Annotated in this window: 13 protein-coding genes; 6 read left to right on the top strand and 7 right to left on the bottom strand. The window is 45.1% G+C overall.

Annotated elements, in window-relative coordinates; genetic code table 11:
• Positions 1–2: 2 nt before the first annotated feature.
• A complete protein-coding gene (locus tag EXU57_RS18045; RefSeq protein ID WP_133269647.1) occupies positions 3–395 on the top strand; it encodes an HIT family protein in 393 nt (130 codons plus the stop codon).
• Positions 396–439: 44 nt separating this feature from the next.
• Here EXU57_RS18045 and ruvC read toward each other — a convergent pair whose 3' ends face one another.
• Complete coding sequence (gene ruvC / locus EXU57_RS18040; protein WP_133269646.1) at positions 440–1,000, bottom strand: crossover junction endodeoxyribonuclease RuvC; 561 nt, start codon at positions 998–1,000, stop codon at positions 440–442.
• A 73-nt stretch (positions 1,001–1,073) separates the two neighbouring features.
• On the opposite strand from ruvC, the gene EXU57_RS18035 reads away from it, so the two are divergent.
• Both EXU57_RS18035 and EXU57_RS18030 read left to right on the top strand, forming a co-directional pair.
• The gene (locus EXU57_RS18035) at positions 1,074–2,147 is read left to right on the top strand and encodes a lysylphosphatidylglycerol synthase transmembrane domain-containing protein (protein WP_165958198.1); all 1,074 of its coding nucleotides are present in this window, start codon (positions 1,074–1,076) and stop codon (positions 2,145–2,147) included.
• Positions 2,083–2,874 (top strand): DUF3108 domain-containing protein, encoded by a 792-nt coding sequence (locus EXU57_RS18030; RefSeq protein ID WP_243745641.1) that lies wholly within the window; start codon positions 2,083–2,085, stop codon positions 2,872–2,874. The genes EXU57_RS18035 and EXU57_RS18030 overlap by 65 nt, the downstream gene beginning before the upstream one ends.
• A gap of 19 nt (positions 2,875–2,893) precedes the next feature.
• Here the strand turns inward: EXU57_RS18030 and EXU57_RS18025 are convergent, their stop codons facing one another.
• The 5 genes from EXU57_RS18025 to EXU57_RS18000 all read right to left on the bottom strand — a co-directional run bounded on the left by EXU57_RS18025 (position 2,894) and on the right by EXU57_RS18000 (position 7,675).
• The gene (locus EXU57_RS18025) at positions 2,894–3,742 is read right to left on the bottom strand and encodes an MBL fold metallo-hydrolase (protein ID WP_133269644.1); all 849 of its coding nucleotides are present in this window, start codon (positions 3,740–3,742) and stop codon (positions 2,894–2,896) included.
• A gap of 223 nt (positions 3,743–3,965) precedes the next feature.
• Complete coding sequence (locus EXU57_RS18015) at positions 3,966–5,453, bottom strand: MFS transporter (RefSeq protein WP_243745640.1); 1,488 nt, start codon at positions 5,451–5,453, stop codon at positions 3,966–3,968.
• Positions 5,454–5,555: 102 nt separating this feature from the next.
• A complete protein-coding gene (locus tag EXU57_RS18010) occupies positions 5,556–6,356 on the bottom strand; it encodes an undecaprenyl-diphosphate phosphatase (RefSeq protein WP_133269643.1) in 801 nt (266 codons plus the stop codon).
• Between the two features lie 74 nt (positions 6,357–6,430).
• Positions 6,431–6,730, bottom strand: a complete 300-nt coding sequence (locus tag EXU57_RS18005) for a DUF3098 domain-containing protein (protein ID WP_133269642.1) — start codon at positions 6,728–6,730, stop codon at positions 6,431–6,433.
• Between the two features lie 66 nt (positions 6,731–6,796).
• The gene (locus EXU57_RS18000) at positions 6,797–7,675 is read right to left on the bottom strand and encodes a cell division protein FtsX (RefSeq protein WP_133269641.1); all 879 of its coding nucleotides are present in this window, start codon (positions 7,673–7,675) and stop codon (positions 6,797–6,799) included.
• 273 nt (positions 7,676–7,948) lie between these two features.
• Here EXU57_RS18000 and EXU57_RS17995 point away from each other — a divergent pair, with 273 nt between their 5' ends.
• The gene (locus EXU57_RS17995) at positions 7,949–10,930 is read left to right on the top strand and encodes a leucine--tRNA ligase (RefSeq protein WP_133269640.1); all 2,982 of its coding nucleotides are present in this window, start codon (positions 7,949–7,951) and stop codon (positions 10,928–10,930) included.
• Between the two features lie 52 nt (positions 10,931–10,982).
• The gene (locus tag EXU57_RS17990; protein WP_133269639.1) at positions 10,983–11,687 is read left to right on the top strand and encodes a peptidoglycan DD-metalloendopeptidase family protein; all 705 of its coding nucleotides are present in this window, start codon (positions 10,983–10,985) and stop codon (positions 11,685–11,687) included.
• Positions 11,688–11,704: 17 nt separating this feature from the next.
• Here EXU57_RS17990 and EXU57_RS17985 read toward each other — a convergent pair whose 3' ends face one another.
• Positions 11,705–12,310, bottom strand: coding sequence for a thioredoxin family protein (locus EXU57_RS17985; RefSeq protein ID WP_133269638.1), 606 nt, complete (start codon positions 12,308–12,310; stop codon positions 11,705–11,707).
• A gap of 456 nt (positions 12,311–12,766) precedes the next feature.
• Here EXU57_RS17985 and ruvB point away from each other — a divergent pair, with 456 nt between their 5' ends.
• Complete coding sequence (ruvB, locus tag EXU57_RS17980; protein WP_133269637.1) at positions 12,767–13,795, top strand: Holliday junction branch migration DNA helicase RuvB; 1,029 nt, start codon at positions 12,767–12,769, stop codon at positions 13,793–13,795.
• Positions 13,796–13,946: the final 151 nt, after the last annotated feature.

Raw genomic sequence — 13,946 nt, 5'->3', positions numbered from 1 at the left:
CCATGACAATTTTTTCAAAGATTATTGCAGGCCAGGTGCCCTCCTATAAGATTGCAGAAAACGACCGCTTTTTCGCGTTTCTCGATATCGCCCCTGTAAAAAAAGGACATACACTGGTAATCCCAAAAATTGAGGTTGATAAGCTTTTTGATGTTCCCGACGAATACCTGGCCGACCTACTTGTTTTTGCACGACCTATAGCAAAGTCAATCGAGCGAAATTTCCACTGCAACCGCGTGAGTATTATTACAGTGGGTCTCGAAGTTCCGCATGCGCACGTGCACCTTATACCTATGAACCGTACGCAAGACATGGATCTCACGGCCAGGAAGCTGTCGTTTTCCCCTGAAGAATTTAAAGAAATTCAGCAAGCTATTATTGCAGGTTTATCGTAGTAGATCGGGGTATGTGCAGCGGTGTTAATTCAGCAACAGACATTCTACTTTTTTACCCGGGCGGGGTTTTTTGCAAGGAATTCTTCCCATCCCTTCAGGCCTTTTGTCAACTTACCCAATACCGAATTTGATTGGTAATGGTGGCAGAGTGCAACGGCGAGCGCATCCGTAGCATCGAAATATTGCGGTTTCTCTTCGAGTGTCAGTACTTGCTGGAGCATTTTCCAAACCTGCTCTTTATCGGCATTACCATTACCCGTAATAGATTGCTTAACTTTTTTAGGTGAATACTCCGCAATCGGTAGGCCTGCTTGCATCGCCGCAGCAATTGCAACGCCTTGTGCCCTTCCCAGCTTAAGCATGCTTTGCACATTTTTGCCAAAGAAAGGCGCTTCGATGGCAAACGTATTTGGCCGATGTAGCCTGATGAGGGTGGCAACCTTTTCATGAATAAGCTGTAGTCGCTCATATGCGTCTTTTTTGCCTGAAAGTTTAAGCACATCCATGGTGATCATTGTAGGGTTCGACGAAGCATGTATGATAGCATATCCCATCACGATCGTGCCAGGATCGATACCCAATATAATGTTCACTGGCTTATTCATATTGCCGTGAAAATAGTCCATCTCCGGCGCATAACAGGGGGATTTTATAAGCTTCAGGGGTTTTTGTGTAGGTTTGCGCAAAATTGAATTTCTGCAGAAGCGCTTAAAAATATTTCTCAATTATTTTCTTGGTCCTGTTCTTTTTGTCTGGCTATCATATTCTATTTACAATCACATTTCCAACCAGGAAAACTGGGAGCAATCGTGGCAGGCAATCAAGGGTTCTTTTTATGGCCCTGAAGCCTGGAGGATAATTGTAGTTGTAATACTTATGTTATTGAACTGGGGATTGGAAGCTGCTAAGTGGCAGGTGCTCGTAGAACACATTCAGCGGCTAAGTTTCTGGAGGTCGTTCAAAGCCGTTCTTTCGGGTGTATCGTTTGCGTTAAATACACCTAACAGGGTAGGCGAATATTTCGGAAGGGTACTTTACATCAATGAAGGAAACAGGTTAAGAGCAATTTCGCTAACCCTCGTTGGTAGTATCAGCCAGATGATTATTACCTTCTTATTTGGTTTTTTTGGCTTGCTGGTACTTAGGCATGAACTACTTGCCAGCACACTAAACACCACAAATGGTTTATCGTCATTTTGGTTTGATGCAGTTATCTACGGTGCCTTTGTAATTTCCGCAGGGCTGTTGTTGTTGTACTACAAGCTCAGTTGGATCATCAAATTAATGGAAAAGATACCCTTTGTTGAACGGTACTCTTATTTCATTCAGAAGCTAGAAGATTTTGAATGGCGCGAACTAACAAAAGTGTTGATTTATTCGTTGTGCAGGTATTGCGTCTTTATCTTTCAATACGCATTACTGCTAAACGTCTTCGATGTTGATATCGACTTTATGCACGTTTGGTGGCTTACAACCGTTATGTTTTTTGTAATGGCAATTGTTCCCACCATTGCACTTGCCGAATTGGGACTTCGTGGAAAGGTTAGTATATTACTTTTTGGCTTATTTAGTAACAACACTTTAGGGATTGTACTTACAGCTACAGGGATTTGGTTAATTAACTTAGTGGTTCCCGCCCTGGCCGGAAGTTTGTTAATTCTCGGAATTAAATTATTTAGAAAAAAGAGTGAAAAAGCTAGCACTGATTTTACTGCTGTTCCTGACAACGATAAGGCTGAACGCCGGGGATGACTTTTGTGGCATTCGTAACAGGTGCTTCGACCCAGGCGAACAGATAAACTACGTTGTCTTCTATTCAGTAGTCGGTCTGTTTGTTAATGCGGGAAACGTATCTTTTACAACTTACCTCGAACGCCTGAATAATAAACCGGTGTACCACGTTGTAGGCGATGGTAAAACAAACGCGAAATACGATTGGATCTTTAAGGTACGCGACCGTTACGAAAGTTATTTTGATACCGCAACCCTGCAACCATTTAAATTCATCAGGAACGTCGATGAAGGTGGCTACAAAAAATACGAGAACGTAACCTTTAACCAGGGGGCAAATACCGCCATTACTACCAATGGCATCTTTAAAGTACCCAATTGCATCCAGGATGTGTTAAGCATTTTGTATTATGCCCGCAACATCGACTTCAACCGTTATCATACCGGCGATAAAATTCCTTTCAACTTATTTCTCGATAACGAAGTTTATAACCTTCATATACGCTACCTCGGCAAAGAGGTAATTAAAACCAAATACGGAAAGTTCCGGACCATCAAGTTTAAGCCCCTGCTGGTAAAAGGAACCATGTTCGAAGGTGGAGAAAGGATGACCGTTTGGGTAAGCGACGACGCCAACCATGTACCGTTGCGTATCGAAAGTCCGATTACCGTTGGGTCCGTCAAGGTAGATATGATGGGGTACAGGAACCTTCGTTATCCACTTTCTTCGATGGTCAACTTCAGGTAGAGCCTGTAAAAAAACATGTTTACAAATCTGCTAAGGTGAAGGTTTCTTTCACCCTGATCCCCTTCTCCGTTTGTTGTAGCGTGCAGCATTCAACCTGGGGGTCATGTTCAAAAAACAATACATAATCCTGCTCCAGGGCTTCTTCTAAAAAAGCCTTCTTTTCCTTGAGGGTCGTCAGTGGAAACATATCGTAAGCCATTACGTATGGAAGCGGAATGTGCCCGGTAGATGGTAGCAGGTCGGTCATATAAACAATCGTACGATCTTTATAATTGATTTGAGGCAGCATCATCGATTCTGTATGGCCGTTAGCAAACCTGAAAAGGATGTTCCTGTTAATTTCAAACGGCGAAAGCATGCTGTCGTCTGCAATAAATTTCAATCGTCCGCTTTCTGCTATTGGTAATATGTTTTCTTTTAAAAACGATGCTTTCTCCCGGTCATTTGGTTCCGTTGCCCATTTCCAGTGTTTTTCGTTGCTCCAGTAAGTAGCATTCGCAAATGCTGGTACCAGCTTGTCGCCCTGGCGAACAATACTGCCTCCGCAATGGTCAAAGTGAAGATGGGTCAATAGGACATCCGTGATGTCGCCCCGTTCAAAGCCATGAGTCGCCAGGGAGCGGTCAAGGGTATCTTCGCCATGCAAGTAATAGTGCGAAAAAAAGCGCGGGTCCTGTTTGTCTCCCATGCCATTATCAACCAAAATCAATTGGTCTCCATCTTCAATCAGCAGGCATCGAAGTGCCCAACTACACATATTGTTGTCGTCTGCCGGGTTAATCTTGTTCCAGATACTCTTCGGAACCACGCCAAACATTGCCCCACCATCGAGCTTGAAATACCCTGCATTAACCGAATACAACTTCATATAAAAGCTATTGAATTTAAACCCGCCCTGTCGATTCTTGTGGACCCGGCGGCAGTCCTTTAATGAGGCATCCTTGCGTCGCACTCTTGTACTGAAGTAGCGCTATTCAGCAATAAACTTTATCAAATCAAACTGAAGCAGTACTTGCACTTCCAGGATACTTGCCTTAAGCTAAGAGATATGCCGTCAGGACAGCACTTGTACCTTTGGTATTGCAAGGTTCTTATTTCTTTACTTCCAACCTGTTTTCACTTACTACCGGAACAAATGCCAGCTCCCGTTTTTGCTTTAGCAGAGCCGATAGAAGCCAACCAAGGCCTATGATAAAAAAGATAATCAGCGAGAGTACAGAATGCTTCATACTTCCGGTGAGCTCCTCTATATATCCAAAGCTGAACATGCCGATTACTATGGCTATTTTTTCCGTCAGGTCATAATAACTAAAATACGAAGCCGTGTCTTTTGTTTCTGGCATCAACTTCGAATAAGTCGACCGGCTTAGCGATTGAATCCCACCCATTACAAGTCCTACCGCAACTGCCAATCCATAAAAGCCATATTCAACCGGCATTTGTTTAGGCGAGAGCTCTTCGGAAACCCGGGCAAGTTCGGCGTCTACCCCGGCCAACCGGGTTTCGTAGCCAGCTGCTTTAGCTTCGATCAGGTCGGCTCTGTGATTTTTTAATACATCTATCTGCTCATGATACGCTCTTAGGGGTTCTGCCAGGGTTGCTGTTTGGTAGGCGGCAACACAGATAACAATCCAGAAGATTACAACCCCCATCAAAACCTTTATGTTGCCATGGCGTGCGGATAAACGGCTCATGATAATAGCGCCAGCAATTGCAACCAGTTGAATGATCACTACTGTAATAATAAGTTTGGTATCCTCGAGCCCTAACAGCTTACTTCCAAAGAGCGTTGCTGCTAACATAACGGTTTGCACTCCCATGCTGTAAAAGAAGAATCCCCGCAGGAATCGCTTAAGTACAGGCATGGTCTTGATCTCGTCGTAAACTTTTTTTACTTCCTCAAAGCCACTTTTGAACACATTTTTTCCAGGTGCTTTAATCCGGTCAACTTTCGGCAGTCCGGCAAATGTGATCTGGGCAAACCCCGCCCACCATAAACCAACAATTAAAAAGGTGATGCGTATCGCGAGCAGTGGATTGTCGGTCATTGTAACTACAAGGGCAAAACCGATAATTTGCATCAGCACGCTGCCTACATAACCATAGGAGAAACCTTTGGCGCTTATCCTGTCCTGGTCTTGTGGGGCCGCTAGCTCTGGCAGGTAAGCATTGTAGAATACAATACTTCCTACATAACCCATACAGGCCAGCATAAAACATAAAATGCCAAACCAGAGATTTGATCCGTTGAAGAAGAAAAGCAATGTGCAGCCAAGGGAACCCATGTAGCAAAAGAATCGCATAAAGTTTTTCTTGTTGCCCCTGGTGTCAGCTATCGAGGTCAGGATGGGATACGATACGGCAATCAGCAAATACGCTACGGCAAGGGTATAGTCGTAAAGGGATGAATTAACAAAACTTCTCCCAAGAAAAGGGATCATGTTGCTTCCAAATTCCTTTTTGGTAACTGCTGTAAAGTAAATCGGGAAAAAAGTTGTTGTGATCACCAGGTTGTAAACTGAGTTTGCCCAGTCGTACATTGCCCATGAGTTAATGACTTTCTTTGATGCAGTTTGCATTAGCTGGCTTTTGGTATTTTAAAGATAGCATAATGCTCAGGATTATACCAAAGCGTGCCGACACACGCTGCCCTTATAATCAACGGGTTTGTGCAAAAACAATCAGGAGATATAGCCCGAAGAAATCATCGCCAGCAGTATCGCGCCACCAATGATCCTGTACCATCCAAATAACTTAAAGCCATACTTCTGCAGGTAGCCGATAAAAAACTTGATGGCGAGCATAGCTACCACAAAGGCAACCACGTTCCCTATTGCGAGCATCCCAAGGTTCTGTGTATTTGAAAGTACTTCAGGATGTTCTTTGTAAGTTTTCAGCAATTTATAGCCCGTTGCTGCTGCCATAGTAGGCACAGCAAGAAAGAAAGAGAATTCCGCCGCAAGCTTGCGTGTCAGACTTTGTTGCATACCCCCGATAATAGAAGCAGCACTCCGGCTAACACCAGGTACCATGGCGACACACTGCCATAACCCGATTACCAGTGCCTTAGTGTAGGTGATATCCTTTTCATGTTCGACCACCGGGTTCTTAAATGCACGATCAATAAACAATAACACTATTCCACCCAGCAACATAGTGATTGCTACTGTCAGCGGGCTGTCCAGCAGCTCATCTATTTTATCGGAGAGCACGAAACCAATTGCAAGTGCAGGTAAAACAGCAACAACCAGCTTCAGGTAAAACTGCCATTTTGAAAAATCAAAGAATTTACGCCAGTAGAGTACCACCACGCTAAGTATAGCTCCCAGCTGAATAGCTACCGTAAAAAGTTGGATAAAGGTGTCCTCTTTCGGAAGCCTGAGTAAACGCTCGGCAATGATCATGTGGCCGGTAGAAGAAATCGGAAGAAACTCGGTAAGTCCTTCAACTATGGCAATAATAATACTCTCAACAGTGCTCATTCCGAAAGCAGTTAGGTTTGGAAGTAAAAAAAAGGCGATGAAATTTCACCGCCAAAACTTATTGAAACCATTATTTATTGTTGATGAACTTTTGGTTTTTTGAAAATCGCATAAATTTCAATCAAAAGTCCGGCGAGGATCAGGATAGGAGCAATTGTAATACGCCGGGTGCTGTAAACAAGGTTATAGTCAAATTGGTTAACGTCGGGATTTTTTCCGCCCGACATCAACAACATTCCAAGGGCAATTACAGCCGCGCCAATCCCCATCCAAATATAATTGTCCCTGTAAAACAAAGGTGTGCGTAAAGGCTGTTTTGCTAGTGGATCTTTAACCTGGGCAGTTCTGGGAACAACCACTTTTTTCTCAACCATGTTCAAATTTTAAGAGGTGCAATATACATAATTCCGGTGCTTGCTGCTTAGCCGCAGCGCCCAGGGTTAATAAAGGTCGTCGAGGCTCATCTTCAGGTACTTGATTACACTCCTGTTTGTACTAAACAGCGAGATGCCAACACCGGTGAGTATCATTCCACCAAAAAGTATTATGGTCAGCCGGGTATCCCTGATGGTACCCAATTGTGGAAATTGCCCTTCGGCCCATTGTATCAGGATGAAAAGCAGCAGGATTGCAATACCGGCACTAATCAGGCCGTTGATTACTGCCCTGATGTTCATTGGGCGGGCAATGAAGCCGCGGGTAGCGCCAACCATTTGCATGGTCTTAATCAAAAACCGGTTGCTAAACATGGCAAGGCGTATGGTATTGTCGATACTTACAATTACAATGGCAATTAAAATAACCGCGACCACCAGGAAAATCAACCCAAGCCTGGAGGCCCTTTCATTTAAGTTATTCACCAGCATCCGGGGATACTGAAGCTCGTCAATGTTATTTCCATAAGCCGCCATGATATTCGTCATGATTTTATCCAGGCTGTCTTTGTTAACGTAGTCGGCTTTGGCGTAAAAGTCTATGCTTTCAGGAAGAGGATTGTGATCAAGTATCTTCGCCCAGTCGTCGCTGCTGCCATCTTTGCTCCAGATGTTCTTTGCCGCGTCCTTATTGATGTACTCAACGTTCTTGGCATATGGCTGTGCCGAAAGATATTGTTGAATAAGGTTTATCGTGTCTTTATTCTCAGTTTTCAAATAAGCGCTGATACGGATATCCTCTTTAAAGGAGTTTCCCATCGACTTGAAATTTAAAAAGATCCAACCAAGAATGCCCATGATAAACAGGACCAGGGCCACCCCAACAATACTGTAGATGTAGCTGGGTTTGCTGCGTTTGCTGGATGCTTTTCCGAATTGCGCCATGCTGAATAGGGTTTTTACAATGCGTGCAAATGTAGCGTTTTGGGGTCTAAAACCTTACATTTGCAACACTCTTAACGATTGTTTGAAAAACTAAATTATCCAATTGCTGCTGCTATCGGGTTAAAGATTTGTTAGTGTTTTCACATCTTTTTGGGTGCAACCACATCCTTGTTCAGCATAGTTGATCAACGCATCAATTGCAGGTCTTACGAACTCACCACAGCACACCGCATCAAGTGCAGCAAACAATCTGGGATTAAAAGAACCGAAATTATGGAATACGACTTCAGGCATATAGAAAAGAAGTGGCAACAATTCTGGAGAGACTCCGGTGCTTATAAAGTGAGCAACGACAGCGGCAAGCCAAAGTTTTATGTGCTGGATATGTTTCCTTATCCCAGCGGTGCTGGCCTGCATGTGGGTCATCCGCTCGGGTATATTGCAAGCGACATCTACAGCCGTTTTAAAAGGCTGAACGGTTATAATGTGCTCCATCCTATGGGCTTCGACAGCTTTGGACTACCTGCCGAGCAGTATGCAATTGAAACCGGTCAGCACCCGGCTGTGACCACCGAAAAAAACATACATCGGTACCACGAACAACTCGATAACATTGGATTTTGCTACGACTGGAGCCGCGAAGTACGCACCAGTGATCCGGGTTACTATAAATGGACCCAATACATCTTTTTACAACTTTTTAATAGCTGGTACAACCGGCATAACGACCGGACTGAAAACATTCAAACACTCGTTGACATCTTTGAACGGGAAGGAAGCCAGTTAGTAGTCAGGGGACCACGCGACACTATATTTAGTGCTGAAGATTGGAGGTCTTATCACGAGGTGCAACAGCAGGAGATCTTAATGCAATACCGGGTTGCATACTCTGCTTTTGGAGAGGTAAACTGGTGCGAGGCACTGGGTACGGTACTCGCCAATGATGAGGTGGTTAATGGCGTGAGTGAGAGAGGTGGGCACCTTGTTGTAAAAAAGAAGATGCGGCAATGGTACCTGCGGATTACCGAATACGCCGATCGTTTGTTGCAGGGGCTTGAACGCGTCGATTACAGCGATGCGATGAAGGAAATGCAGCGCAACTGGATCGGTAAAAGCCAGGGAGCCGAAATCGATTTTAAAATTAACGGCGAAACGGCAGGTGAACACGGGTTTATCAAGGTTTATACAACCCGCCCCGACACTATCTTCGGCGTGGATTTTATGGTGATCGCTCCCGAACACGAATTGGTGAAGTTTATTACTACACCTGCACAAAAAAATGAAATTGAGAAATACCTGGGCTATGTAAAAAGCCGTAGTGAGCGTGAGCGGATGGCTGAGGTTAAACAAATAACCGGTGCTTTTACCGGCGCTTATGTTTCGAACCCCTTTGATGGTCGCGCAATTCCTGTGTGGATCAGTGAATACGTACTTGCCGGTTATGGTACGGGTGCGATCATGGCGGTACCCTGTGGCGATCAGCGAGATTTTAGTTTCGCGAAGCATTTCAACATACCCATCACCAATATAATTGGTAATTTTTACAACGGTGAAGAGGCGAACCCAACCAAAGACGCGACTCTGCAAAATTCGGGTTTTCTCGATGGCATCGTCATGCGTGAAGCTATTGACATCGTAATCAATAAACTTGAGGAGCAGGGCATCGGTAAACGGCAGATCAACTACCGGATGCGCGATGCCGGGTTTAGCCGCCAGCGTTATTGGGGTGAACCATTTCCAATCGTTTACAAAGGCGGGGTAGCATACGCACTGGACGAAAAAGAGCTGCCACTGGAACTTCCATACCTGGATACCTATGGGCCGGGTCCCGAAGGTGAAGGACCATTAGCCAATGTGCTCGACTGGGAAATTGCTCCCGGCGGCGGTCGCCGCGAAACGAATACAATGCCTGGATACGCCGGTTCATCCTGGTACTTTCTCCGCTACATGGATCCCCACAATCAAACTGAGCTGGTAGACCGTAAAGTTGCGGACTACTGGGGCCAGGTTGACCTTTATATTGGCGGAACCGAACACGCTGTTGGCCATTTATTGTATAGCCGGATGTGGACAAAAGCCTTGTACGACCTTGGTTTTATTGGTTTTGATGAACCCTACAAAAAGCTCGTTAACCAGGGCATGATACAAGGAAGTTCAAGATTGTTATACCGGTTGAACTTCCGGCAGAATGCTGTAGACGCCGACCAGGAGCAGCAAGCTAAACAGGGGGCTGGCAGCAACCCGGTTTATGTATCGCACTCACATTATAAAGCGCTGATCAACATAAAAGATAAGACTAGTGAGATCCTGGAATACTTACGCCCTTTCAACCTTGAGCTGCCTTCCAATACGGGCGAAATAACAGTTGATCTGAACCCGATCCATGTGGACGTTGCGCTGGTGGATGGTGTTGAACTGGATATACCGGCTTTCAGGCAATCAAAACCTGAATATGAGTCAGCTATCCTGGTGCTTGAAGAAGGGCAGGTGTTACTACCCGGCAAAAGTTTGCCCGAAGCTGCCGACAGGTACATCTGCGGTGCCGAGACAGAGAAAATGTCGAAGTCGAAATACAATGTGGTAAACCCCGATGAAATCGTCAACAGGTATGGAGCAGATACTTTTCGTATGTACGAAATGTTCCTGGGCCCGGTAGAACAAAGTAAGCCCTGGGACACAAAAGGAATAGAAGGGGTGCACCGTTTCCTGCGTAAGTTTTGGAAGTTATTTATCGATGAACAAAAGGGACTCGTCTTGACAAACGATGCTGCAACTCCTGCCGAGTTAAAGGTGTTGCACAAAACCATAAAGAAGATTGCTGACGATACCGAACGTTTTAGTTTTAATACGGCGGTAAGTGCATTTATGGTTTGCGTAAATGAACTTAACGACCTTCGCTGCCACAAAGTTGAAGTGCTTGAGCCGCTGCTTATTTTGCTCACACCTTATGCGCCACACATTAGTGAAGAACTGTATTACGCCCTGAACGCTTTCCGGGGCATAGGTGACCAACGCTCAATACTGGATGCGGCATTCCCTCCTGTGGAGGAGAAGTACCTGGTTGAAAGCAGTAAAGAATACCCCGTTAGCGTCAACGGTAAGGTACGTACCAACCTCACACTATCGCTCGATGCTTCACAACAGGAAGTTGAGGAATTGATTACCGCCAACGAAACTATTCAAAAGTGGCTTGAGGGACGTGCACCAAAAAAGGTGATTTACGTAAAGAACAAGATGATCAACGTGGTTATTTAGCCCTGCACAGTCCTGAAGTTAACGAATACGACAAAACTTAAAGCATTCGCATATGCCATCCCGGCTTTCAGACTTACTCTCTGCACATGCAGGTACTTTTGGCCGGGTCGTGCCGTTTGAACAGCAACAGGATAGGTTGTTGTTGCTTGATTTTACCGCAAACAACAGTTCGCTTAGCAGCGCAATACTTAACGATAATGATGCTTTTAGTCAATACGTGGATCGGTTGTTACAATCCGGCGGGTACACCTATGGCATTGGCGGATACAATGAACATCGAACAGTATACAGCAGAAGTCCGATATTCAACGATGAGCAGGAGCCACGGCGGTTACACCTGGGCATCGACATATGGGGAGCTGTAGACACGCCGGTATATGCACCATTGGACGGTATCGTTCACAGCTTTGCTTTTAATAACCAGTCTGGTGATTATGGGGCAACAATCATCTTGAAACACCAGATTGAGGGTGTTGAATTTCATACGCTGTATGGTCACCTGGGGTTGAAAGATCTCAATAGTTTAAATCAGGGGCGGCAGATTTGCCAGGGACAGGAATTTGCACACTTTGGTAACGCTGAGGAAAATGGTGTCTGGCCCCCGCACCTGCACTTTCAGTTAGTTGAAAGTATGCACGGTTATCAAGGAGATTATCCTGGTGTTTGCCGGCGCTTCCAACAGGATCAGTACCTTGCAAATTCACCCGATCCCGACCTGGTACTGGGCATGATGAAGTATGCTATTCCGGGCAGATGAATATATGGGTACGCCACCTAGAGCTGTGCAGCAAGCAGCTTTGTGAGTTCTTTTTGCGTAGAAACGCCATCATCTTTGGCGTACCACAAATGCAGTTGCCCCTTCATTTCTTCAAAAGGTTGTTCTTCTGCTACCCAAACGTTCATTAGCTCCTGCAAGGCTGCGGGCCTGGGTCCCCAATTGAAGAGTTCTTCCATGTTAAAAGAATTGGCTACGATGAGTTTTGGTATACTCCGGCTTTTGCCATGGGTAAGGTAAAGATCCATGAGCACCAGGTTTTCATCTCTGAGAAACAGCTTCAGTTCTATTTTGTCGGTTTGCCGGGTGAAAGCATTGATGATGGGCACAATTTGCGCTGCGTCGCCGCACCAACTCTCGGTAAGCACCATCCAGGTTTGTGGTAGCTCGATCTTTTTTAGAACAGAAATGGTTTCGGGTAAAAGTTTGACAGAACTATCGAGGCGTTGCATGCGATGACCGTGCAGGCGCGCATATTGGGTTAATTCGTCCGACTGTTGAGTTCCGGTAACTTTACCCTCGTTTACCAGGTCATCTGATAGCTTTCTGTATTCTGAATAGCTCATGCCATTGGCAACGAGCTGAGGGTCGATGATGTTTCTCATAGAATTGAATTAGTTGTCCACTGGTAACTTACCCTTTCTAACTAAGGAGCCCGCGCTCCCGGGTTATTCAGCTATGCAACCAGTTTTCGCGAGCCCGCCGGGGCCACTCATAAACTTTTGTGTTCCGTATTCTTTTGTCTGAAAGTTATCTAAACATATTTCGCTGCAACAATGCCTGCCGTCACTTAAACTCATTTACACCTTCAATTATTGCAATCTGTTACCAGGATCCATTTAAAAGCTTCAATCAAATGTATTGTCTTAAGCCGAAATATCCCAATCGTGTGATTGGGAGCTGCTTCAACTTCGATTATATTGTAACAGCCGCCCGGTGAAAGGTGCAAACTACCAAAGAATTGTACTTGTCAGGTATTTGACCGGTAGTGGACAAAAAATATCGGTAGGTGTCCACTTATCCGCATGAACAGTGCTGGTTCAATTGATTAATTTTACGTTATGGCCAATCCCAACCTGAATAATTTGAAAGCCGGTCCCGAAACGGGCGAAGCTGATTTCGAAAATAATATCCGGCCAAAAGAAATAGAAGAATTTGCCGGGCAGCCACAATTGATCGAAAACCTGAGAATCTTCATACAAGCCGCAAAACAGCGTGGTGAGGCGCTTGATCACGTATTGTTTCATGGCCCTCCAGGCCTCGGAAAAACAACTTTGAGCCGGATTGTAGCAAACGAACTGGGTGTTAAAATCAAGGAAACCTCCGGCCCTGTGATCGAGAAGCCGGGTGACCTTGCAGGACTGCTTACCAATCTTGAAACCAACGACGTTTTATTTATCGATGAGATACACCGGCTGAGCACAGTGGTAGAGGAGTACCTGTATGCGGCAATGGAAGACTTTAGAATCGACATTATGATCGATACGGGTCCCAATGCAAGGAGCATCCAGCTGACACTAAATCCCTTTACCCTTGTTGGTGCCACAACCCGTAGTGGGCTTTTAACCGCACCCCTTTTATCGCGCTTTGGTATAAAGTCGCGACTCGAATACTACAATGCCGACGTACTTAAAGGTATAGTTGAAAGAAGTGCTGCTATTCTTAATACCCAGATCACCGGCGAAGCAGCCTATGAAATTGCGCGCCGGAGCCGTGGCACTCCGCGTATCGCGAATGGCTTACTGCGCAGGGTACGCGACTTTGCACAGGTTTTGAGCAACGGTAAAATTGAACTTGCAATTGCACAGCATGCCCTGAGGGCCCTTAATGTTGATGAGCATGGACTTGATGAAATGGACAATCGCATATTGCTGGCGATAATACAAAAGTTCAAAGGCGGTCCCGTTGGGTTAACAACGATTGCAACAGCAGTAGGTGAAGAACCCGGCACGCTTGAAGAAGTTTATGAACCCTTCCTGATACAGGAAGGTTTTTTACAACGCACCCCGCGTGGACGCGAAGTAACCATTAAAGCTTATGAACACCTCGGTAAGAAGGTTGATGCTAAGCCGGGAACTTTGCTGTTTTAAAGGTGATCAGGCTGACATTATTTGACATAAAAAAAAGAGGCTGTCTCAAAAGGGCAGCCTCTTTCGTTATATTAATCTAATAAATATGTGTTTTCTGAAGAATCGTTTGGAATCTCATAGTTGTCTTCATTTTTATGAAGAAGCGTAACGA

The sequence above is a fragment of the Segetibacter sp. 3557_3 genome, assembly GCF_004354985.1.
Taxonomy (GTDB): domain Bacteria; phylum Bacteroidota; class Bacteroidia; order Chitinophagales; family Chitinophagaceae; genus Segetibacter.
The sequence above is the reverse complement of the archived record's forward strand: the minus strand, read 5'-3'. Positions and strand labels throughout refer to the sequence as shown.